The 22,620-nt window shown below is 31.8% G+C and carries 20 protein-coding genes; 10 read left to right on the top strand and 10 right to left on the bottom strand.

Going from position 1 to position 22,620, the window contains the following annotated elements:
- Positions 1-125: 125 nt before the first annotated feature.
- From GMC_RS0115050 to GMC_RS0115030, 6 genes are all read left to right on the top strand, one after another.
- A complete protein-coding gene (locus tag GMC_RS0115050) occupies positions 126-1,085 on the top strand; it encodes a CdaR family protein (protein WP_010522926.1) in 960 nt (319 codons plus the stop codon).
- Positions 1,086-1,090: 5 nt separating this feature from the next.
- Positions 1,091-1,675: a dephospho-CoA kinase gene (coaE, locus tag GMC_RS0115045; RefSeq protein ID WP_010522925.1), complete on the top strand. Its 585-nt coding sequence runs from the start codon at positions 1,091-1,093 to the stop codon at positions 1,673-1,675.
- A 117-nt stretch (positions 1,676-1,792) separates the two neighbouring features.
- The gene (locus GMC_RS20105) at positions 1,793-3,139 is read left to right on the top strand and encodes a sensor histidine kinase (RefSeq protein ID WP_157998173.1); all 1,347 of its coding nucleotides are present in this window, start codon (positions 1,793-1,795) and stop codon (positions 3,137-3,139) included.
- Positions 3,117-3,272, top strand: coding sequence for an ATP-binding protein (locus GMC_RS21395; RefSeq protein ID WP_010522923.1), 156 nt, complete (start codon positions 3,117-3,119; stop codon positions 3,270-3,272). Before GMC_RS20105 ends, GMC_RS21395 begins: the two co-directional genes overlap by 23 nt.
- 5 nt (positions 3,273-3,277) lie before the next feature.
- The gene (locus GMC_RS0115035; protein WP_010522922.1) at positions 3,278-3,982 is read left to right on the top strand and encodes a response regulator transcription factor; all 705 of its coding nucleotides are present in this window, start codon (positions 3,278-3,280) and stop codon (positions 3,980-3,982) included.
- A 333-nt stretch (positions 3,983-4,315) separates the two neighbouring features.
- Entirely contained in the window at positions 4,316-5,440 is a 1,125-nt protein-coding gene (locus GMC_RS0115030) for a T9SS type A sorting domain-containing protein (protein ID WP_010522921.1), read from the top strand.
- Positions 5,441-5,496: 56 nt separating this feature from the next.
- Here GMC_RS0115030 and GMC_RS0115025 read toward each other — a convergent pair whose 3' ends face one another.
- From GMC_RS0115025 to GMC_RS0115005, 5 genes are all read right to left on the bottom strand, one after another.
- Positions 5,497-6,555: a nucleoid-associated protein gene (locus GMC_RS0115025; protein ID WP_010522920.1), complete on the bottom strand. Its 1,059-nt coding sequence runs from the start codon at positions 6,553-6,555 to the stop codon at positions 5,497-5,499.
- 172 nt (positions 6,556-6,727) lie between these two features.
- A complete protein-coding gene (locus tag GMC_RS0115020) occupies positions 6,728-7,246 on the bottom strand; it encodes an IS1096 element passenger TnpR family protein (RefSeq protein ID WP_010522919.1) in 519 nt (172 codons plus the stop codon).
- Positions 7,247-7,326: 80 nt separating this feature from the next.
- Positions 7,327-8,358 carry a COX15/CtaA family protein gene (locus tag GMC_RS0115015; RefSeq protein ID WP_010522918.1) on the bottom strand — a complete coding sequence of 344 codons (1,032 nt, stop codon included), beginning with the start codon at positions 8,356-8,358 and terminating at the stop codon, positions 7,327-7,329.
- A 9-nt stretch (positions 8,359-8,367) separates the two neighbouring features.
- Complete coding sequence (locus GMC_RS0115010) at positions 8,368-9,792, bottom strand: CCA tRNA nucleotidyltransferase (RefSeq protein ID WP_010522917.1); 1,425 nt, start codon at positions 9,790-9,792, stop codon at positions 8,368-8,370.
- Positions 9,793-10,069: 277 nt separating this feature from the next.
- Positions 10,070-10,915: a DUF2911 domain-containing protein gene (locus GMC_RS0115005; protein WP_010522916.1), complete on the bottom strand. Its 846-nt coding sequence runs from the start codon at positions 10,913-10,915 to the stop codon at positions 10,070-10,072.
- 184 nt (positions 10,916-11,099) lie between these two features.
- Here GMC_RS0115005 and GMC_RS0115000 point away from each other — a divergent pair, with 184 nt between their 5' ends.
- Positions 11,100-11,996: a DMT family transporter gene (locus GMC_RS0115000; protein ID WP_010522915.1), complete on the top strand. Its 897-nt coding sequence runs from the start codon at positions 11,100-11,102 to the stop codon at positions 11,994-11,996.
- A gap of 109 nt (positions 11,997-12,105) precedes the next feature.
- Here the strand turns inward: GMC_RS0115000 and GMC_RS0114995 are convergent, their stop codons facing one another.
- Positions 12,106-12,324, bottom strand: coding sequence for a hypothetical protein (locus GMC_RS0114995; protein WP_010522914.1), 219 nt, complete (start codon positions 12,322-12,324; stop codon positions 12,106-12,108).
- A 299-nt stretch (positions 12,325-12,623) separates the two neighbouring features.
- On the opposite strand from GMC_RS0114995, the gene GMC_RS0114990 reads away from it, so the two are divergent.
- From GMC_RS0114990 to GMC_RS0114980, 3 genes are all read left to right on the top strand, one after another.
- The gene (locus tag GMC_RS0114990; RefSeq protein WP_010522913.1) at positions 12,624-14,480 is read left to right on the top strand and encodes a DNA topoisomerase IV subunit B; all 1,857 of its coding nucleotides are present in this window, start codon (positions 12,624-12,626) and stop codon (positions 14,478-14,480) included.
- 31 nt (positions 14,481-14,511) lie between these two features.
- Positions 14,512-17,163, top strand: a complete 2,652-nt coding sequence (locus GMC_RS0114985; protein WP_010522912.1) for a DNA gyrase/topoisomerase IV subunit A — start codon at positions 14,512-14,514, stop codon at positions 17,161-17,163.
- A gap of 93 nt (positions 17,164-17,256) precedes the next feature.
- Positions 17,257-18,759 (top strand): sensor histidine kinase, encoded by a 1,503-nt coding sequence (locus GMC_RS0114980; RefSeq protein WP_010522911.1) that lies wholly within the window; start codon positions 17,257-17,259, stop codon positions 18,757-18,759.
- Between the two features lie 119 nt (positions 18,760-18,878).
- Here the strand turns inward: GMC_RS0114980 and GMC_RS0114975 are convergent, their stop codons facing one another.
- The 4 genes from GMC_RS0114975 to GMC_RS0114960 all read right to left on the bottom strand — a co-directional run bounded on the left by GMC_RS0114975 (position 18,879) and on the right by GMC_RS0114960 (position 22,615).
- Positions 18,879-19,454 carry a hypothetical protein gene (locus GMC_RS0114975; protein ID WP_010522910.1) on the bottom strand — a complete coding sequence of 192 codons (576 nt, stop codon included), beginning with the start codon at positions 19,452-19,454 and terminating at the stop codon, positions 18,879-18,881.
- A 153-nt stretch (positions 19,455-19,607) separates the two neighbouring features.
- Entirely contained in the window at positions 19,608-20,069 is a 462-nt protein-coding gene (locus GMC_RS0114970) for an ankyrin repeat domain-containing protein (protein ID WP_010522909.1), read from the bottom strand.
- 346 nt (positions 20,070-20,415) lie between these two features.
- Complete coding sequence (locus tag GMC_RS0114965; RefSeq protein ID WP_010522908.1) at positions 20,416-21,870, bottom strand: catalase; 1,455 nt, start codon at positions 21,868-21,870, stop codon at positions 20,416-20,418.
- A gap of 250 nt (positions 21,871-22,120) precedes the next feature.
- Positions 22,121-22,615 carry a phosphoribosyltransferase family protein gene (locus tag GMC_RS0114960; RefSeq protein ID WP_010522907.1) on the bottom strand — a complete coding sequence of 165 codons (495 nt, stop codon included), beginning with the start codon at positions 22,613-22,615 and terminating at the stop codon, positions 22,121-22,123.
- Between the last annotated feature and the right edge of the window lie 5 nt (positions 22,616-22,620).

Raw genomic sequence — 22,620 nt, 5'->3', positions numbered from 1 at the left:
GCTCAATAACAAATTTTATTTAATAACTATGTGGTTATAATGCAATACATTTAGTAAAAACCAGAGGCAATTTAAACTTTAATTACAATTTGAGGAGGTAACATATTTAAGTTTACATGAATCGTATGACAGCATCGGAAAAAAAAGAGCAAAAAAAGCAACAAAAGAATTATAGGACCTATTTTATTTTTCTTGGATTTACTGCTTTTTTGTGGTTTGCACTACAATTTTCAAAAAACTATTCGCAAGAGGTCACTTTTACAATCAATTATAAACAAATACAAGATCAAAAGGTGATAAAACCTGCAAGTGATCAAAATGTAAAAATGGTTTTGGAAGGCAGTGGTTTGCAATTATTGAAATATACTTTTTTTAATAAAACTATTGATTTAGATTCGCGTAAAGCAAGATACTTGAATGATAATCATGCTTATTTTACAGGGAATAGCATGCATGATATTCTTAAAACAAGTTTAGGATATGATGGAAAAGTATCCCATGTTTTTAAAGATTCCTTACATATATATTATGATGTTTTTCAGGATAAAAGAGTTCCATTAAAAGTAAATGCATCTATAAATTATGCGGTAGGGTATACTTCAATCAAAGGTGCATTGGCAGAGCAAAAGGATATTTTGGTTACAGGGCCTAAAAGTGTTTTGGATACATTAAAATTTATAAGTACCGAAGAATTAAAATTAAATGACATAAAAGATGATTTTTCGGGATTACTTGGTATTTCAAAAAAATCGTTACCTGATGGCTTGAGTTTCGAAAAAAATAAAGTGTTAGTCAATTTAGTGGTTGAAAAATTAACTGAAGGTGAATTTCAAGTTCCTATTACACTATTAAATGTGCCAAAAAAAATAAGGGTTCAGCTATTTCCCAAAAAAGTAGGTGTAGTATTTAGTGTGACCTTAAAGGATTATCCAAAACTAACAGCATTGGATTTTAGTGTCACTGCAAATATGATAAAAGCCAAGCCTGAAACATCATCATTATTACTTAAGCTTGAGAAAATTCCTGATTTTGTTTATAATGCACGTCTTCTAGAAAAGGAAGTCCAATACGTGGTAATTAAATAAATAGTATGATTGTTGGCTTAACAGGAGGAATAGGTAGTGGAAAAACATATGTTGCGGGGCTATTTGAGGCAATGGGCGTACCAATTTACATTGCAGATACGGAAGCAAAAAAATTGATGAACTCGAACAGTGCAGTAAAAAAATCAATTATAGATTTATTTGGCGTAGAAGCCTATCAAAACGATGTGTTGAATAAAAAATTTATTGCAGATCAAGTATTTGAAAATAAATTACTACTAAATGACCTAAATGCTATTGTCCATCCAGCTGTAGCCGCTCATTTTCAGGATTGGTATAATTCACAAAAATTTGACTTTGTAATAAAAGAATCTGCTATTTTATTTGAAACTGAAGGTTATAAAAAATGTGATAAAACGATTTTAGTTATTGCCCCAGAAAATATTCGTATTAAGCGAGTTATGAAAAGAGATCAAATATCGGAAGCACAAGTAAGAGCAAGAATCAATAATCAATGGTCCGATGAAAGAAAGAAAAAGCTTGCAGACTATGTTGTTAACAATATTGATAAATTTTATGTTAAAAAAAAAGTAAATGAACTTTTTTTAGCATTTAAACGTGATTTTATTTAAAATATTAACTCTTGTTAACATTAGGTTAAAGCCAATTTTTGGTAAGTCTATAATGTCTATTTTTGAGCGATGAATAAGCGTTTTTCGACTTTATTATTAATATTAATGACCATATCCTTGGCAGGAATAATCTGTGTACAAGGATATTGGATAAGTGACTCCTTACAAAGCAATGAGGAGCATTTTTCATTTAACGCAAATGAGTCGTTGGCCATAGTTGTAAATAAAATAAATGAAAGAGAATTTATTCGATATTTCTACCCGTTAAAAAAAGCGATTGACAGTATAAAAACAAGCAAAAAAAAATATAACGAAGCTTGTTTGATTAAATCGGTAAATTCAGATTTAAAAAATGATTCCCTTAAGGTTAAAACTCCCCTTGCTAAAGAAATTAAATCTGTAATGGACAGTATTGCCAACTCGTTGGCTGTAGCCGATAATTCCCTTTGGAAAATGCATATTGGGACAAAAGAGCGGTTGGATCAATTAGTCACAACGGCAAGTTACGAGTATTATTTGTATCAGAATTTAATAAAAGAATTTACCAGTAAAGTTCCAGTAAATAAAAGAGTAGATAAAAGTGAAATCAATCAATTTTTAACACGAGAATTAGAAAAGCGTGGCGTTAAGGTAAAGTTTGAATTTGGTATTTATGAAAATGATGAGGTAACCACAGTTAAGTCAGATAATTTTTATGTAGCTGCTAAAGGGATGTACAAAACGCCAATTTTTGAAGATGATGAAGGCAAAACTAATTTATATTTATTGGTAAATTTCCTTGGGAAAAATCAGTTTGTATGGTCTTCTATATTATTGATGGTGATTTTATCTTCATTGTTAGTATTAGTAATTTTAGGTACCTATTTTTATGCTTATAAACAAATAATCAATCAGCGTAAAATATCAGAAATCAAAACAGATTTTATCAATAACATGACTCATGAATTGAAAACACCAATTGCAACAATAAATCTAGCTTTAGATTTTATGAAAAATGAAAAGGTGGCAGATGATTCTGACATGAGGAAAAGATATTTGCAAATGATACGTTTTGAAAATGATAGAATTCACGATCAAGTAGAAAGTGTATTGACAATTTCTCACCTAGAACAAAACGAATTATTGATCAATAAGGGGGCAGTTAATTTTCATGAAACCATTGAAAATGCAATCGATCATGTAAAATCAACAGTCGAAAATGAAAAAGGGTACATAAAAACACATTTACACGCACTTAAAAGATCAATATTTGCAAGCGAGGAACACATAACAAATGTGATAATTACCATTTTAGACAATGCTATAAAATATACAAATGATAGTCCCAAAATTGATATAATTACTGAAAATACAAAAAATAGTATTATATTAAAAATTGCTGATCAGGGTATTGGAATGGGAAAATACTGCAGAGAGAAGGTTTTTGATAATTTTTTTCAGGATGCCAACAGGGGATGTCCATAATGTAAAAGGTAATGGTTTAGGACTTAGTTATGCAAAAAAAATAATAGAAGATCATCAGGGTAAAATTGTAGTTAAAAGTTCAAAAGGAAAAGGTACTACACTAATTATTCAATTACCATTAATAACATCATAGAAACTATGGAAAGCGAAAACAAAAAAATACTTTTAGTTGAAGACGATCCAAATTTTGGAACAATTTTAAAAGATTACTTGACCATTAATAATTATGAGGTAACTCATGCAAAAAATGGGATGGAGGGTTTTGAAAAATTTAAACGAGATAGCTTTAACCTTTGTATTTTAGACGTTATGATGCCATACAAAGATGGTTTTACTTTAGCCAAGGAAATCAAAGACAAAAACAAAAATATTCCCATCATTTTCCTAACAGCAAAAGCAATGAAAGAAGATGTTTTAAAAGGGTATAAAGTGGGCGCCGATGATTATTTGAATAAGCCTTTTGATAGTGAAGTGCTTTTAATGAAAATTAAAGCCATCATGCAACGAAAGGTGGTAGATACTGAAGTGGAAAGTAAACAAGTGGAGTTTCAAATTGGTGAATTCAGTTTTAATTCTAGACTAAGATTTTTAACTTATAAAAAAGAAGATCCTGTAAAGCTATCACCTAAGGAAAATGATTTGTTGCGTTTGTTAGCCTTGAATTTAAATGACTTAATGACTCGTGAATTAGCCCTAACCAAGATATGGCGTGATGACAATTATTTTACTTCAAGAAGCATGGATGTTTACATAGCCAAACTTCGAAAGTATTTGAAAAAAGATGGTAATGTTGAAATTTTAAATATACATGGTGAAGGGTTTAGACTGGTGGTAAAGAAATAACTACTTATTTTTGTAAGTAGATTTTGCAACTTTAGTCGTTATATAGTTCTATTTCAATGCTCAAGACGGAGTATTTTATTTTGGTTAGATATATTTTACTAAATTTAATAGTTTCTAAATAACAATTTGTTTAGTCAAATAATAAAAAGCGTTTAAAAATTTATTTTTAAGCGCTTTTTTTTGTGTTATCATCAAATCTTTATTTAAGTAATTTTAAAGTCAATATTTTACATATTTTCCAGTTATATCATAGGAATACTGACAGTACATTTATTTTGTATTTGTAGGAATTTATTTAATTTAAAATATTTAAAACTAAACTTACTAGACACAATGAAAACTAACTCTAAACATTTACTAGGACTACTGTTTTCAGTAGTTACCGCGACAAATTTATTTGCACAGCCTGTACCTCCAAATGGAATGAAATGGGAGGTTGTTGAAGAAATGACGGATGAATTTAACGGCGGATTTGATACTAACAAATGGGTAAAAAGATTATGGAATTACGCTGGAACTCCAACTAATATGGTTGCAGAAAATTCAGGAGTATCCGACGGTAATTTATGGATCAAAGCTACTTTAGGAAATGAACCCTTATGGTTTAATTCATCAAGAGTATATTCAATTGCCGAAATAAAATACCCAATGTATACGGAGTGTAGTGTCATTACAGCTCACTTATCAGCTTATAATACATTTTGGTTGAACAATGGAGATATAAATAATAGAGACGAAATTGATGTGATTGAAAATAATTCTAGACCAAGCTGTGGTTGCCAACCTGATTTTCCATGGAAAATGAATTCACAATATTTCCAAGCCACTAATGGATTTACAGTAAGAAATGCAGATAATTTTGACAATAGAAATTTATCGCCTGATAACCCCAAAAGAGGAGTACGATGGAACGAAGCGTATCATACTGTAGGTGTATGGTGGAAGGATGAAAAAAATATGACTTTTTACCTTGATGGGGAAGAAGCAGGTAGTGTACGCGTAGGAGAAGATAGAGGAGGACAGATATATCCAGAAATTATTTTTGCAAGAAGCCAAGCATTAATATGGGACTTATGGACTGATGATGAAAACTTTTTGGGAGGTTTGGCAGACAGAAATCATTTAGGTGACGAAAGTATTAATACCATGCGTGTTGACTGGGTACATACTTTTAAATTAGTGGAAGATGCTACATTGAGTACATTTGATGTAACCAATCCAAACGAACTGACTACAATTTTTCCTAACCCAGTAAAAGGTGAATTGAATGTTTATTTGGTGGATTTGCAAAAAGAAGCTACAGCAAGCATCTATGACAATAACGGTCGTTTGATTAAAACAAAACAATTGGAGAGTAAAAAAGATCAGCTTTTATTAGATGACTTAACTAGCGGAATATATTTTATTAAGATAAATAACGGAAGTTCTGAAACTTACAAATCAATAGTTAAGGAATAAAAGCAAATTATTGTTTTAAAAAAAGAGCATATTATTTAATATGCTCTTTTTTTGGATTAATCTTTTTGTTCTTTATTAAAATAGACTAGGTAATAATACATTTGTTTCTCTTCGTCCCAACCTTTTTCTACAAATTTTTCAGCAGACTCAGGGTTAATGAAATCCATTTTAATTTGTACGTTGGTGTCTAAATTAATGACATTTTTAATTTTTTTACGTGCAGCGGATACAGCGTTATTAGCAATAGGGAATTCGGTTAAATCTTCAATTTGATATTTTGGTGCTTTTTCTGTCTTGTAGTGTTTGAACTCAGGTATAAGCTCTGGATTTTCAATAACATCGTTTAAAAAAGCGGTTTCTTCAAATTCATCGTTTTTAGCAAAATGATTTACTGCTCTGTTCATAAACATTACCTGTTCTTTTTTATCTTCAGCCGGTAAAACAACATCTTTAGCAAAGTCCTGGCAAAATTTGATATATTTTTTTGTATGAAAATTACTATCTGCAAAGGGCTCCACACCTAAAAAATGTTCCAGCCAGTATTTTGTATCGTATTTATTTGAATCTACTGATAGTATACGGTACCCTTCTTCTTTTTTTGTGTTGAAAATAAGGCAACCCTTATCTAGTTTATTAAGTGATACACCTTGTTGCAGTAGTAAATCTAAATTGTGTTCTTTTTCTTCAAATTGAAGAAAGTCATGTTTTAACTCCGATTTAAAAATACCAAGAGCATTTACCTTTTCGTTATCAATTAAGCAATTTTCAAGATAGGCAACGTAAAGTTCGCCACTTTTGATGTGTGGATGTTGTGATTGTTCAAATAATAAATTGCCAATTCTTTTTGATTGTTCGTGTGTATTAGCTGGATTCTCAAAAATTTCAGCAGCAATTTTGTACAGTGGATTAAATTCTAAATCCGCTTCATTAGTAAACTGAAAATAGTTTTCCTCCTTCTCCCGGAAGGGTTTAAAAAAATATTCTTTTAATAACGAATTTAATTCATCGTTGAATTGATAGGGATTTCCAGATAAAAAAAGGTTCTCATTTCTACTTTTGTTACCAATACGATGTATGGATAATGATTCTATTTGGGTGTTATATAAGTTGATCATTTTTTATGCTTAGGATTTGTAGAATATAATAGTACTTTAAAATAATTTTAGGGCTAAGATTTCTTAATCAGTATAAAATCAAGCGATAATATGGGGTTGGTAAATCGTTTTTTTAGTTCGTGCTCAAATGAGGTTTATTTGCAAAAAAGTTTTTGTAGAAAACTAAAGAGTATTAGTTCCAATGTTCTTCGAAACCAAGGTTATCATAATCATCAATATTTAAGTTGTCATTGAAATCATCATCCAAATCATTAAAGTCAAGTTTTTCAGATTCAAAATTTTTGTCAGGAGCACTATCAGGCAATTCGCCATGGGCAAACATTAAATTAGGATAGGTTCTTCCGGCTTCTGGAGTTGCAATTTCGGCAAGTTCTACCATAAAGGTCCACATACTCAAAAAATCGTAAATGTAAATTAAACGGGTTTGTTTTTCAGAAGCTATATCCTCTAAACGAGTTTCGTTCATTAACCTTGCAGGAGAATTTCCATCACTCATATCAAATAAAGAAATTTCATCACCTTGATCCCATTGTTCATTACTGATGTAAAATGACGCCATTTCAGTTCCATCAAATCCAAATGCTTGCGTAATGCTATTATGAAATTCCTCAGCAGTTGCAGTTTGTTCTATTTCAAGGTCTCTAAACACGTCTTCTTCAGTGTCTAAAATTACACGGAAACGATATATCATAGTGGTAGGTTTTTAATTTTTGAGTATTCAAAGATACGATAGTATCACTGAATTTTCTGACTTAACCTATTTTTTGTTGACTAAGTTGTTTTGCTATGATTGCTAAAAAACTGTAGTACACATAAAAATTGAATCCCAAACAATAAACTGCTGATTAACAAATGTAATGGTTGTGATAAAAAGGGAAAATCCAAATAAAATAATACAATACCTGTTACTACCTCTAAAACTATAAAAATACCCACCCATTTTAATAGGCTAAGCGTACCATTTTGCTTTTTAAATAAATAAATCAAAGCAAAATTGACTAACACGAGTATGATTGAAAAGGAACGATGAATATAAAATATTACTGGCGGCGTTGCCAGCCAATTTTGTTGATTATTGTAATTAAAAGTTGACATCTGTAAATCCACGTACTGGCGTACTTGAGTCCCTAATATTACTTGAATCAAAGTTAAAACAATAGCAAAAACCCCTAAATACTTTATTGGTTTGTTAACTGAAAATGTATTTTCTTTTTTAGAAACTATAAAATGAATGGCCAGCAAAAAGGCTATAATAAAAAACACAAACAAAACGTGCAATGTAATTTTGATTGGTAGTAAGTTAGTATCAACAACAATTTTGCCAAGCCAGGCTTCAAAAGCAACGCTAAAAAGTGAGCCTATTGCTAGTAGTGTTATTAGTTTATTTTTTTTCCAAAAGAAAAAACTTAGTATGACTAGTACTAGTATGGGTATTCCAAAAATAACAGTAGCTAATCGATTAATATATTCCACCCAAGTGTGAATAGGGTTAAAAATAGCATAATCATGTTTTTCATAAGCACTCCAGTTATTTTTATTGTATTGATTTTCAGATTTGAAATCCTTTTTAACTACACGTAGTGCTTCATTTAAAATAATTACCTGTCCTTTTTTATACGTGTGGTTGGGTTTCCATTCTAGCTGCTGCAGTTGTGTAGGTGGAATAAAGTAGCCAAAGCATTTAGGCCAGTCGGGACATCCCATTCCTGATCCTGTCATACGTACCACGGCACCAGCAATAACCACTATGTACACCAAAAAAATGGCAACATTTAGCGTTTTTTTGAATAGACGATTTATCATACTATAATTTTAATTTACTGGTTTTAAACCCAATTCGGCAGCCTTTTTTAGCATAAATTGATAAGCCACTTTATGTTCATTTTCAATTTCACCTTCAAGTATGGCTTCTTTAATAGCCTCTTTTATTATACCAACTTTTTTAGAAGGTTTTAAATTAAAGGTTTCAATAATTTCTTTACCACTTACTGGAGGTTGAAAATTTCGAATGTGATCACGTGCTTCAACATCAATAATTTTTTGACGCACAATTTTAAAATTGTTATGGTATTTTTTAAATCTTTTTGGGTTTTTTGTGGTGATATCAGCTTCGCAAAGTGTCATCAAATCATCAATAGTATCTCCGGCATCAAAAACTAAGCGTCTTACGGCGGCATCCGTAACATTTGAGGCTATAACAATAGGGCGAGAACTCATTAAAACCATTTTTTGGACAAATTTCATTTTTTCGTTTAATGGTAATTTTAGCCTTTTAAATAGTTTAAAAACCATTTTTGAGCCTATAAATTCATGTCCATGGAAGGTCCAGCCTATTTTTTTACTAAACCTTTTTGTTGGAGCTTTTCCGATATCGTGTAGTAAAGCTGCCCAACGTAACCAAACATCATCCGTGTGTACTGCAATATTATCCACAACTTCTAAGGTGTGGTAAAAGTTATCTTTGTGGCGTTGTCCTTCCACTTCATCTATACCTTTTAAATTGGTAAGTTCCGGTAAAATATAGGCAAGTAATCCTGTTTTTTCCAACAATAAAAAGCCAATTGAAGGTATGGGGCTACTCAAAATTTTATTTAATTCAACTACTATACGTTCTTTAGTAATTATTTTAATTCGCTCTTGGTGCGCCTTAATAGCGTCTAAAGATTCTTTTTCAATTTTAAAGTTTAATTGGGTGGCGAACCGAATGGCACGCATCATACGCAACGGATCATCGGAATAGGTAATGCCAGGTTCTAAAGGTGTTCGAATAATTTTTTTGTCCAAATCTTTACTTCCGCCAAACGGATCAATCAAATCCCCGTAAGTAGCTTCGTTTAATGAAAGTGCTAGCGCATTAATGGTAAAATCTCTTCGATTTTGATCATCTTCTAATGTGCCATTTTCAACAACAGGATTACGGCTATTTTCATTATAAGATTCCTTGCGCGCACCAACAAATTCTATATCAATATTTTGATAACGTAGCATGGCTGTTCCATAGGTTTTAAAAACCTGAACCTTTGGCTTGTTTGGCAAAAGCTCCGAAACTTTTAACGCCAATTCAATGCCACTACCCACAGTAACAATGTCAATATCTTTAACCTCACCTCTTTTTAATAGAAAATCTCGAACAAACCCCCCAATAACGTAACTTTCAAAGCCAAGCACTTCAGTTGATTTTCGGACTGTATTGAATATTGGTAAATGTAGTGCGTGTTTGTAATTAGGTATTTGCATTTGAGATTTTTAGGGTACTTTACAATAGAATGCAAATTTAACGCTTAGTGCTTGGGTGAGCAAATTTAGTTAATGACGAAGGTGAAAATTGAAAATAAAGGGCTTCAAAAATGAATTTGAAGTAATTAGGACATAAATAATAAAGAAGGGGTGGGGTTCAACATTAAAAAAACCTCAGTCAATTGAACTGAGGTTTTGATATAAGTTTTAGGCTAAAATGTTAAATTTAGAATATGATCATCATATTAAAATCAAACAAGATTATTTATCTAGCATCTTAAAGTGCTCCCCATTCTTTTAAGGAATCTTTGTTCATTTTAACGTAATCATCGTTTCCGGCAGCTTCAGCAGCGGTTAAAGATTTTTTAGCAGTAGCAATTGCATTTTTAGTATCACCAAGTTTTGCATAGATCAACGACTGCTTACGCAATTGCCAAAATTTTGGTTCTTTAGTTAACGACATTGATTTATCCATCCATTCCTTAGCTTTTTTTATGTCTTTACCTTCAGCTAAATAGTAAACAGCAGCAGCATAGTAATCTCTAGCATCAGGACCTTTCATTACTTTGTCAATCTGTTTCATAACTACAGTATCCGTAGTTACCTCAAAAGGAACAGCAACTTTTGTGTTTTCCCATTCAAATACTAAATGAGCACCGTTATTGGTTAGGTTGTCAATTGAAATAGTAAATGACTCAGTAGTCTCGCTAATTTTTGACGTTTTTGCATTCACAGTAGCTGCAACTTTACTGGCATCCCAGTTTTTAGGTGTTCCCCAGTTTTCAGTATCAGTATAAAAATTAATATCCCATGATGATGCGTTTGGAGTAGTAAAAATAGCGTAAGATCCAGCTTTTAAAGTTTTTCCACTCATTGTAACATCATCACTAAAAGTTATTATTGTGTTTTTGTTAGCACCAGTTCTCCATAATTTGCCGTAAGGAACTAACGATCCAAAAATAGTTCTTTCACGCATTGCAGGTCTGGAGTAGGCAATTTCAACATCAGTTAAACCAACTACTTGCATTAATTTAGCAGCAGGACTTGGTTGGGGTGTTTTAATTTGTGCAACACTATTTAAAGTAAATAGTATGGTAAAAATAAGTAATGATAACTTTTTCATAGTAATAATATTTAGTTTACGCTAAATTTATAAATAAAGTTATAGCTCTTTGTTAATGAATATTTAAAAGCTAAAGGGAATTTTCTTACATGTATTGTCAAATTATAAAATAAATACGCTTGGGTATTGTATTTATTAATGTAGCACGTACAATCAGTTCATTGCTAATCTATAATTTTCCTGTATGGAAAAAAATAATTCAACCAGTACAGGAATTCTATTTGCTATAGTAGGAGTAGTATTATTTTCTGCAAAAGCAGTCATGGTAAAATTAGCCTATGATTACCATATTGATTCCGTTAGTTTATTACTTTTTCGAATGATATTTGCACTACCTTTTTATATTTTAATTGCTATCTGGAAAAAGCCGCAAAAGCCTCAGCACATTAAAAAGAAAGACTATTTGTGGGTGTTTTTATTTGGTTTTTTAGGCTATTATTTAGCTAGTTTTTTTGATTTTGAAGGACTTTGGTTTATAAAAGCAGGGTTGGAGCGGATTATCCTTTTTATATATCCTACCATTGTAGTCATTCTGTCTTGGATTTTTTTTAGAAAAAAGCTTTCCAAAAAACAATTAATAGCTATTTTCATAACTTATATTGGTGTTATTATTACTTTTTGGAATGAAATTGATACCAATTCCAATAATGTATTTTGGGGGGCTTTTTTAATTTTTTTAAGCGCTTTTACCTATGCTTCTTATTTGGTGGGGAGCGGATGGTTAATCCCTAAGTTTGGAGTAATACCTTTTACAGCTTATTCCATGATGGTTTCTACTTTTTGTGTATTTATTCATTACAGTATTGTGCGCGATTTTGATTTATTTAATTATGAAATGCCAGTGTATGTTTTAGGTTTTTGTATGGCTTTTTTTTCTACTTTAATTCCTTCGTTTTTAGTTTCGGAAGCAATAAATAGACTTGGAGCCAGTGTTTTCTCAATAGTTGGAAGCCTCGGCCCAGTATCCACAATTATTTTAGCGTATTTCTTTTTAGAAGAAGAAATTTCATTTATCCAATCATTAGGAATGTTGGTAGTTATTTCTGGGGTTTATTTTGTTTCTAGAAAGAAGAATAAATAGTTTTGTTGGTTGTTAGTTAGTTGTCAGTTGTGGGGTGAAGGGTAATAGTTTTTGTTTCAATATTCTGTAAGTCTATCGGTTTATGTTCAGTTGATTTACCTCTGCTCACTTACTTCCATTTATAATACCCCCTAACCATTAAAAGGAAATTTACAAAATGCATAACAGCTAAAAACCATAAATCTGTCATTAGACAAATAGCAAAGGCTAAAAATTGCCCAATAGCCATAAAACTATACCCTTTCAAACTTTTTCTGTTTAAAAGCTCAAAAGCAATAAGGATAAGTACTGCGGAAATTATTTCTATAATAGTTTTGTATGGTTCCATAGCTTTTTTTAAGTAAAATCAAATATATCGAAAAACCACAGAGTACATTTAAATTATAGAGTAATTACGGCCATTTTGCAATTTTGATTTCAGGAAAGCTATTTAAGTTGCATCAAAATGATAGTTTTTTTTAAAAAAATATGAAGTATAAAACTCAATGAACTGGAATTTAATCAGATATTAATTAGTCTTTTTACGGGTAAAAGTTATTAATAAAGTTCTTAACAACTTTTGGGTGAAGTGCTTTTAAAATTCGGTGTAAGGATATATATTAGCGATTACTGCCAATTTCCAAGCCTATGAATAAAGAAACTTTATACACCGAAGACAATATCCGTTCACTTGATTGGAAAGAGCATATCCGAATGCGTCCGGGGATGTATATTGGTAAACTAGGAGACGGTTCATCCGCTGATGATGGGATTTATATTCTTATAAAAGAGGTGCTTGATAACTCTATTGATGAGTTTGTTATGGGAACGGGAAAAACTATTGAAATTTCTGTTCATGGGGAACGTGTTACGGTAAGGGATTATGGTCGTGGAATTCCTCTAGGAAAGGTAGTGGACGTTGTATCCAAAATGAATACTGGAGGGAAGTATGATTCCAGAGCTTTTAAAAAGTCGGTAGGGTTAAATGGAGTAGGTACCAAAGCGGTTAACGCACTTTCAAGCTATTTTAGAGTGGAGTCCAGTAGGGATGGTAAGTCCGCTTCCGCAGAATTTTCCAAAGGGGAATTAACAAATGAAGAATTTTTAGAAGAAACTTCGCGCAGGCGCGGAACAAAAGTTAGTTTCATTGCCGATGATACTATTTTTAGAAATTATAAGTATCGAAATGAGTACATTACCAAAATGCTTAAAAATTATGTGTACTTAAATCCAGGGTTAACTATAGTTTTTAATGGTGAAAAGTTTTACTCGGAAAATGGATTGAAGGATTTATTAGCTGAAAGTATTAATACTGAAGATCGATTATATCCAATCATTCATTTGCGAGGCGATGATATTGAAATTGCAATTACACACAGCCGCACGCAGTATTCCGAAGAATATCATTCCTTTGTTAACGGTCAAAATACAACTCAAGGAGGTACGCATTTAGCTGCTTTTCGCGAAGCTTTAGTAAAAACAATCAGAGAGTTTTATGGAAAAAGTTATGAAGCTAGTGATATCCGAAAATCAATAGTTTCTGCGATAAGCATAAAAGTAATGGAACCTGTTTTTGAAAGTCAAACAAAAACCAAATTGGGTTCAACCGATATGGGAGGGGATTTACCTACCGTGCGAACTTACATTAATGATTTTGTTAAAAAATATCTGGATAATTTTTTACATAAAAATACTGAAACGGCAGAACTACTTCAGCGTAAAATATTACAAGCTGAGCGCGAACGTAAAGAATTATCCGGAATACGAAAATTAGCCAAGGACCGCGCAAAAAAAGCCAGTTTGCATAATAAAAAGTTACGTGATTGTCGGGTGCATTTGGGTGATGTTAAAAATCCTCGAAATTTAGAAAGTACTTTATTTATTACCGAAGGTGATTCGGCAAGTGGTTCTATCACAAAATCCAGGGATGTGAATACGCAAGCTGTTTTTAGCCTTCGTGGTAAGCCATTGAATTGCTACAATATGTCCAAAAAAATTGTGTACGAAAATGAAGAGTTTAATTTATTACAGGCGGCCTTAAATATAGAAGAATCCCTAGAGGATTTACGTTATAACAATATCGTAATTGCTACAGATGCAGATGTAGATGGCATGCACATTCGTTTGCTACTTATTACCTTTTTTTTACAATTTTTTCCTGAATTAATAAAGGAAGGACATGTCTATATTTTACAAACTCCTTTGTTTAGGGTACGAAATAAAAAAGAAACAATTTATTGTTATTCAGAAGAAGAACGCGTTACAGCCATAGGTAAATTAGGTGCAAATCCTGAAATTACCCGATTTAAAGGTTTAGGGGAAATTTCGCCAAATGAATTTGTACATTTTATTGGTGATGATATCCGATTAGATCCTTTAATGTTAGATAAAGACAAATCAATTGAAGAATTATTGAATTTTTATATGGGTAAAAACACCCCCGACAGACAAAAATTTATCATCAATAATTTGAAAGTAGAACTTGATGTAGTTGAAGAAAAATAGATCATAAAAAAATACAAAATAATTAGCATACATGATTGACGGCGAAGATAATATCGAAGACCACTCTTTGGAAAATCCCGAAAATAATAATACAGGTGAGGTGACTAAAAAGGTAACCGGCATGTACATGGATTGGTTTCTTGATTATGCATCCTACGTAATTTTAGAACGTGCCGTACCTGCAATTGAAGATGGATTAAAACCTGTGCAACGCCGTATTTTACATTCCATGAAGGAGTTGGATGACGGTCGTTACAATAAAGTGGCTAACATTGTAGGGCATACCATGCAGTACCATCCGCATGGGGATATGAGTATTTCCGATGCAATGGTGCAAGTAGGTCAAAAAGATTTACTCATTGACATGCAGGGAAATTGGGGAAATATTTTAACGGGGGACCGCGCAGCTGCTTCTAGATATATTGAAGCTCGTTTGTCAAAGTTTGCTTTAGATGTTGTGTTTAATCCCAAAATTACGGAGTGGCAACTATCTTATGATGGCCGAAAAAAAGAACCTATAAATTTACCCATAATGTTTCCTTTACTTTTGGCTCAAGGAGCCGAAGGGATTGCGGTCGGTTTGAGCACCAAAGTGTTACCTCATAATTTTAATGAGTTGATTGATGCTTCAATTAAACATTTAAAAGGAAAGCGTTTTACGCTATATCCTGATTTTCCAACATCAGGTATTGCCGATATAAGTAATTATAATGACGGTTTGCGTGGTGGAAAAGTGCGCGTACGTGCTAAAGTCAGCCAAAAAGATAAAAACACCTTAGTAATTTCTGAAATACCTTTTTCAACCACTACTACAACTTTAATTGATTCAATTTTAAAAGCCAATGATAAGGGTAAAATAAAAATCAAAAAAATTGAAGATAATACAGCATCTGAGGTTGAAATATTGATACACTTACCTAGTAATATTTCTCCAGATAAAACAATTGATGCATTATATGCATTTACCAATTGTGAAGTTTCAATTTCGCCATTGGGCTGTGTTATTGAAGAAAGTAATCGACCGTGTTTCATTGGAGTTTCGGAAATGTTACGTCGTTCCACTGATAACACGTTGCGCCTTTTAAAATTGGAACTTGAAATTCAGTTGAGGGAGTTACAAGAGCAGTGGCACTATGCTTCCTTGGAACGTATTTTTATTGAAAATAGGATTTATCGAGATATTGAGGAACAGGAAACTTGGGCAGGTGTCATTGAAGCGATTGATTTAGGGTTGAAGCCGCATACAAAACATTTAAAACGTGCAGTCAATGAAGACGATATTGTCCGTTTGACCGAAATACGAATAAAGCGTATTTCAAAATTTGATATTGATAAAGCTCAGCAAAAAATTGATGCTTTAGAAGGAGACATAGCTGAAAAAGAACATCATTTAGCACACTTAGTTGATTTTGCGGTTAGCTATTTTGAACGATTGAAAAAAACGTACGGAAAAGATAAAGACCGTAAAACAGAATTGCGTTTATTTGAAGATATTGAGGCTACTAAAGTAGTCATGCGAAACACTAAATTGTATGTCAATAAAGAGGAAGGTTTTGTTGGAACTTCATTAAAAAAAGATGAATACGTAGCTGATTGTGCCGACATCGATGATGTAATTTGTTTTACAAAAGAGGGAAAGCTAGTGGTAACCAAAGTAGACTCCAAAACCTTTGTCGGAAAAAATATTATTCATGTAGCTGTTTTTAAAAAGAAAGACAAGCGAACTGTATATAATTTAATTTATAAAGATGGTAGGGGGGGCGCATCTTACGTAAAACGTTTTTCGGTAACCAGTATTACACGTGATAAGGAGTATGATTTAACGCAAGGAAAAAAAGGTTCAGAAATCAGCTATTTTTCGGCAAACCCAAACGGAGAGGCTGAAATAGTAACCATTTATTTGCGTCAGGTAGGAAGTATAAAAAAATTAAAATTTGATATTGATTTCTCAGAATTACTAATAAAAGGACGCGGAGTTAAAGGAAATATTGTTAGTAAATATGCGGTAAAAAAAATAGAATTGAAACAAGCAGGTGTTTCTACATTAAAACCGCGTAAAATTTGGTTTGATGATACCGTTCGAAGATTAAATGTTGATAACAGGGGAGAACTATTGGGTGAATTTAAGGGTGAAGACCGCTTATTGATCATAAATCAAAAAGGAGAAGTAAAAACAATTTTACCAGAATTATCAACGCACTTTGATTCCGATATGATCGTTTTGGAAAAATGGATACCGAGCAAGCCTATTTCGGCAATACATTTTGATGGAGAAAAACAACGCTATTATGTAAAGCGGTTTTTAATTGAAACGGAGGGGAAAGAAGATAAATTTATCACCGACCATCCTGAATCGTTTTTAGAAATCGTATCAACTGATTATATTCCGCAAGTAGAACTGGTGTATTACAAGCAACGGGGCAAGGAGCAAAAGCCAAATCAACTAATAAATTTGGCTGAATTTATTACAGTTAAAGGAATAAAGGCAATAGGAAATCAATTAACTACAGATAAGTTGCGTCATATAAATGTTAAGGACTCATTACCTTATGAAATAGTACCAAATGTTGAAAAAAATGAGAATGATCTGAAGGATTTAGGAAATCAAATAAATAAAAATTCAGAAGATAGTGCTAAAAACGAAGGAAATTTCGATGATGATAACCAAACAACGCTCTTTTAAAAACATTTGTTATAATCATAACACTCTATTTTTAAGCAATTGAGATCATGATAGTCATAATATTTTGTAACTTGTTAATGTTTTATTAAAGATATGGTTACAGATCAATATATAAATGCTAACGAGTTAATGACCCAGTTGTCAGCCGTTAGCGTGCGCTTAAATATTGATTACGAGATAGACTCCATTGCAGGAAAGACATGTGAAATAGGAGTTCATGAATTTAAATTAGAGAAAAGTTTATTTAAATTCCTTCCCGAATCATTGGTTGAAAGTGTTAAGGAAACTTTACAAAAGTCGTTTAGAACGAATCAAAAAGTTCAAACAGATGTTAATTATATAGGAGTAAATAACGAACAGAGAAAAGTTCGAATTGTTTCTAATACGGTAGATGTTAACTCTAAAGTTTTTTATTTGGTTACTTTTTTACGTCTTCCCGTTAAGGATAAAATTATAAGAGAAATCAATGGATTTGAATCTTATGAAGAAGCCCGAAGACAATTAGAAATCAGTGAAGCTCGATTTAATTCTTTTTTTGAAAATGATCCTGTTATGCACGTAAGTGTTAATCCATCAACAGGACTGATTGCTGATTGTAATAAGTTTGTAATTGAAAAGCTAGAACTTTCAGATAAAAGCGACATCATAGGACAGCCGATTTATAGCATTTTTACCGATGAAAAAAGGATACGTTGTTTGTCATTATTAGAAAAGTTTAAGGTAGAAGGAAAGCTGAAAAGCGAAGAAATGGATATGGTTACCAAAAGTGGTAAGATAATTACAGTTATCTTATATACGGTAGCTCAGCGAGACGAGTATGGTAAAATTATCTTAAGCCGGTCTACGCTTGTAGATATTACTGACTTAAAAAATGCTCAAAAAAGACATGATAGAAAGAGAAATCGCTTAGAACTTTTAAATAAAGAGTTAGAACAATTCGTATCCACATGCTCCCATGATTTGCAAGAGCCTTTGGCTACAATAAAATTTGCAGGTGATGTTTTATCAAAGTTGTATCATGATAAATTAGATGCTAAAGGACATGACTACTTAAAATATATTGATGAGGCAGTTGATCGGTTAACAAAACAAATACGTTCCCTGTTAGCGCATTCAAGAATAGGCATTAATGCGGAAAGAAGCGTCGTGAACACGGATAATTTAGTAGCTACGGTTATCAAGGATTTAGGGAAACGAATTATTGAAAGCAATGCACAAGTAACCGTAGATAAATTGCCCAATGTTGAAGCTTATGGAGTTGAATTACGATTGGTATTTTTAAATTTGATTTCAAACGCTATAAAATATAGTAAGCAAGGAGTCATACCTAAAATCCAAATAAGTGCTGAACATTGTGATGATTTTGTTATGTTTTCAGTAGCGGATAACGGTATAGGAATTTCCAGGCAAGACTCTAAAGAAATTTTTAAAATTTTTAATCGTGTAAATGAAACTAATCCCAATAAAGGAACTGGTGTAGGTTTGGCACATTGCGATAAAATTGTACGTATGCATGATGGGAAATTATGGGTAGAATCAAATATTGATGGAGGAAGCACTTTCTTTTTTAAAATTAAAAAAAGTTACGATTTGTAAAATGTAAAAACTAGTATTTATGTTTAAAGACTTCAAATAAAATAAATAGCTATTGTAATCATCAACAATTAATCGTTCAGTTTTTTGCAAGACTATTATTTCGAATAATTCCAAAACGATTAGTTTAAATGATGTTTGATTTCTTTATAAAGCTTTAATAGTAATAATTGATTTATTTCTGGTTTGATCCCCTTAATTCTAGTAATATTTAATTCGTTTTGAAAAGGAATCATTCCGTTTTTTTTAATTATGCTAGCAAGTGTTTTATCAAAAAAAGCATTTAAAAAAGGCATAACCATTTTACTACTTTTATTTTCATTTTTAACGTTCAAAAATTTTTTTGAATAGGCTAAAAAAAGACGTGGATATTGCGAAAAAGTATAAACTGTGTCTTTAAATTGTTTACGTACATGAATTCCTGTAAGTTGGAAAGTAAATTTTAATTTTATACTATCATTAAGTTTTATCGTGTATAAAAGCATACTTTCCTTTATAAATTTGCTATAATTTTTGGCAGAGTAATAAAAAATTTGGACTCCGATATTGGTATTGATCAATACAACTTCTTTACCAATAGTATCTTTTAAAAACTGTAAAAATTTATACGACACATTCGGACTCAGCAATAAGCTTTTTTTAAAACCTGAAGTTTTAACAGTTACGGACTTTAGATTTGTAAGCTTGTCTGTTTCCATTTCAAAATAATTTATAACAAAAGAGAGTTTTTTACATTTATTTTAGAATAAATGTGATTGTAAATCTGCTTTCTTAAATAGTATTGAATACTATGATCTCCTTACATATTTTATTAAATAATTAATTTTAACCTTATTTTAATGTATTTATTATTAATGCACTAACAAATCATCAAAGTTCAACCCCTGTTTTTTTGCATGCATTTCAGCGGTATTGCCGTGAATATCTTTTATTGTTATATCAGCGTCATTCTGAAGTAGTAATTTAATAATTTCCTTTTGGCTAAAAGTAGCTGCATAAATTAATGCCGTAGCATTTGAAAAATTTGTAATATTCACATTTGCTCCGCGTTCAATTAATAAAGCTGCAATGGAGTGGTACCCTTTAAAGCATACGCCCATTAATGCAGTATTTCCTGAAGCGTCTTGAGCATCTATATCAGGATTGTAGCTAAGTATCAATTTAGTGATGGCTTCCAAACCATAATAGCTGGCAAGCAATAAAGGAGTTGATCCTCTTTGATCCTTAATATTTAATAGTTCTGGATGTTGGTCTAAAATATGTTGTACTTCTGAAATTTCCTCAGCGCGTATAGCTTCAAATAATCGGCTCATAATAAATGTTTAAAAGATTTGAAATAATAGAATTTTTTTCTTAAACTTCAAAATACCACAGGTAATAAAATGACTGGCAGCGATATTATTTTAAATTAAAGATAGCCTTGCAAAACTAATTTTGTGGACTGATCTTATTTTAAATAAAAAACAAGTTTTTCATATTAGCTATCAAATTTAAATTAAAGTATTAACTTAAATTTTAAAAACATATCTTGCGAAATACTCATTATTCCACAAGATAAATGTTTTATTTTGAAATAATTTAGACAAAAAATAGCTGAATTTGACGTAGACACTGCTATTTAGTAACAAAGAAATAGATCATTTAAATTTGATCCATGAACTAAACTACTTCCTTAGCAATACCAAGAGCATTTCTGACCCCATCACCATAAGCTGGATCAGCTTTGTCAAAATGATGTAATTGTTTTTCGATAATTTCCGTAGAAACCCCCTGCATGGCGCCGGCAATATTTTTAAATAACCGTTGCTTTTGTTTCTCATTAAACATTCTAAACAAATTACCAGGTTGTTTGTAATCACCGTAAGTGTCATTTTCCTCGTAACGTCTTATATCTCCATTGATAGCCATTGGTGGTTCCGCAACACTTGTGTCCTCAATGGGTCCACCTTTTGTATTTGGTTCGTAATAAGCATCGGGGTTTTTGTTATTATTATCAAAAAAGCGCATGGCACCATCTTTATGGTAATGATTGACTTCATTGAGTGGGGCATTTGCAGGAAGTGCTTCATAATGCGTACCAAGTCGATACCTATGTGCATCAGCATACGAAAAAATTCGAGCTTGTAAAACTTTATCAGGTGAAAAGCCAATACCTGGCACTACGTTGGAAGGCGAATAGGCGGCGTTCTCAATATATTGAAAATAGTTGTCAGGATTTTTATTCAGCTCTATTTCACCAACTTCAACTAAAGGATAGTCAGCATGAGGCCATACCTTTGTTAAATCAAATGGATTGTAAGGCGTGTTTTCAGCGTCTTTTTCGGGCATGATTTGTACCATCATTTTCCATTTTGGATAATTTTTTTGCGCTATCGCACCAAAGAGTTCCTCTTGATATTTCTCTCTAGTTTCACCAATAACTTCAGCGGCTTCTTCATTAGTATAATGTTTGTGGCCCTGCATTGTTTTCATATGAAATTTAACCCAGAATCGTTCATTATCGGTATTCCAGAATGAAAATGTGTGCGATCCATACCCATTCATATGCATTGGCGTTTGAGGGATGCCTCTGTCACTCATTAAAATTGTAATTTGATGTAAACTTTCAGGTGTTTGCGACCAAAAATCCCACATTGCTTCTGCTGAACGTAAATTTGTTTTAGGGTGTCTTTTTTGAGTTCTAATAAAATCAGGGAATTTGTATCCGTCTCTAATAAAAAAAACGGGTGTGTTATTACCTACCAAATCCCAATTTCCTTCTTCAGTATAAAATTTAAGTGAAAATCCACGTACGTCTCTTTCTGTATCAGCCGCACCCGATTCTCCGGCAACGGTTGAAAACCTTGAAATTAAAGGTGTTTTTTTGCCGACTTCAGAAAATAATTTAGCTCTAGTATATTTTGAAATGTCATTTGTGACCGTAAAAGTACCTTGCGCGCCCCAACCTTTTGCATGAACTACCCTTTCAGGAATACGTTCCCTATTTTGATGGGCTAATTTTTCTATTAATTGATAGTCTTGTAATAATACAGGACCTCTTTTACCTGAAGTTAATGAATGTTGGTTATTTGAAACAGGAGCACCCGCCGTGGTGGTTATTTTTTTATTTTTCATAACTTTAAATTTTAGGTTAAATTAATATCAATTTTGTTTTAGTAAACTTGTTTTGATACTAATAATTTAAAAATACTAACTTAAAGTATGATTTTATCAATGTTTTAGATTCTTTTAACTGATAACTATATAATTTTTATTTATTAAAATTAAATTAATGATAATATCAATGTATAAAAAATTTCTGAATTTTGTTTGTTTGGGCGGTTGGTTACTACAATGTTTGATTTGAAGTTGAATTACATGCTCATCAAGTCAAGCTAACCATATCCGTAGACCCGAAACTCACTTCAATATGATCATTTAAAGATGTGGATAATGAAACGCCTTTAAAATCAGCTTTTACAGGATACTTTTTATGATTTCTGTTTACTAGTACTGCTGTTTTAAAGCGTTTTAGGGGTACAGTTAAAAAATGATTTACACCGTAGATTAATGAAGTTCCAGTATTTAGTACATCATCCACTAAAACTATTGATTTATTAGAATATTCAGCTTCGCTTAAACTAGTTTTAATAGTTCCAAAGGGTGTAAGCTTATTCATTGTAATTTTACAAAGTTGGATTTTTAGATCAGAAATACTGTGTAGTTCTTTCTGAAGTCTTTCTGCTAAAATATATCCTTTATCAGCAATACCAGCAAGTATAACTTCTGATTCATTAACATTAGTTTCGTATATCTGGTAAGCAATTCGTTTAATTTTATGTTGAATTTGCTCGTGATTTAGTATAATATCCTGTTGCATCTGGT

Origin of the sequence: Aquimarina agarivorans (assembly GCF_000218485.1) — a bacterium.
In the GTDB taxonomy this organism is placed as follows: Bacteria; Bacteroidota; Bacteroidia; order Flavobacteriales; family Flavobacteriaceae; genus Aquimarina; species Aquimarina agarivorans.
This window is presented reverse-complemented; position numbering and strand designations above follow the sequence as displayed.

Coding starts and splice junctions, on each gene's coding strand:
- GMC_RS0115030 (WP_010522921.1), top strand. CDS start 4,316: ATGAAAACTAACTCTAAACATTTACTAGGACTACTGTTTTCAGTAGTT.
- GMC_RS0114960 (WP_010522907.1), bottom strand. CDS start 22,615: ATGCAACAGGATATTATACTAAATCACGAGCAAATTCAACATAAAATT.
- GMC_RS0115010 (WP_010522917.1), bottom strand. CDS start 9,792: ATGCAAATACCTAATTACAAACACGCACTACATTTACCAATATTCAAT.
- GMC_RS0114980 (WP_010522911.1), top strand. CDS start 17,257: ATGGTTACAGATCAATATATAAATGCTAACGAGTTAATGACCCAGTTG.
- GMC_RS21395 (WP_010522923.1), top strand. CDS start 3,117: ATGCCAACAGGGGATGTCCATAATGTAAAAGGTAATGGTTTAGGACTT.
- GMC_RS0115005 (WP_010522916.1), bottom strand. CDS start 10,915: ATGAAAAAGTTATCATTACTTATTTTTACCATACTATTTACTTTAAAT.
- GMC_RS0115025 (WP_010522920.1), bottom strand. CDS start 6,555: ATGATCAACTTATATAACACCCAAATAGAATCATTATCCATACATCGT.
- GMC_RS0114965 (WP_010522908.1), bottom strand. CDS start 21,870: ATGAAAAATAAAAAAATAACCACCACGGCGGGTGCTCCTGTTTCAAAT.
- GMC_RS0114970 (WP_010522909.1), bottom strand. CDS start 20,069: ATGAGCCGATTATTTGAAGCTATACGCGCTGAGGAAATTTCAGAAGTA.
- GMC_RS0114985 (WP_010522912.1), top strand. CDS start 14,512: ATGATTGACGGCGAAGATAATATCGAAGACCACTCTTTGGAAAATCCC.
- GMC_RS0114995 (WP_010522914.1), bottom strand. CDS start 12,324: ATGGAACCATACAAAACTATTATAGAAATAATTTCCGCAGTACTTATC.
- GMC_RS0114975 (WP_010522910.1), bottom strand. CDS start 19,454: ATGGAAACAGACAAGCTTACAAATCTAAAGTCCGTAACTGTTAAAACT.
- GMC_RS0115035 (WP_010522922.1), top strand. CDS start 3,278: ATGGAAAGCGAAAACAAAAAAATACTTTTAGTTGAAGACGATCCAAAT.
- GMC_RS0114990 (WP_010522913.1), top strand. CDS start 12,624: ATGAATAAAGAAACTTTATACACCGAAGACAATATCCGTTCACTTGAT.
- GMC_RS0115050 (WP_010522926.1), top strand. CDS start 126: ATGACAGCATCGGAAAAAAAAGAGCAAAAAAAGCAACAAAAGAATTAT.
- GMC_RS0115020 (WP_010522919.1), bottom strand. CDS start 7,246: ATGATATATCGTTTCCGTGTAATTTTAGACACTGAAGAAGACGTGTTT.
- GMC_RS0115015 (WP_010522918.1), bottom strand. CDS start 8,358: ATGATAAATCGTCTATTCAAAAAAACGCTAAATGTTGCCATTTTTTTG.
- GMC_RS0115000 (WP_010522915.1), top strand. CDS start 11,100: ATGGAAAAAAATAATTCAACCAGTACAGGAATTCTATTTGCTATAGTA.
- coaE (WP_010522925.1), top strand. CDS start 1,091: ATGATTGTTGGCTTAACAGGAGGAATAGGTAGTGGAAAAACATATGTT.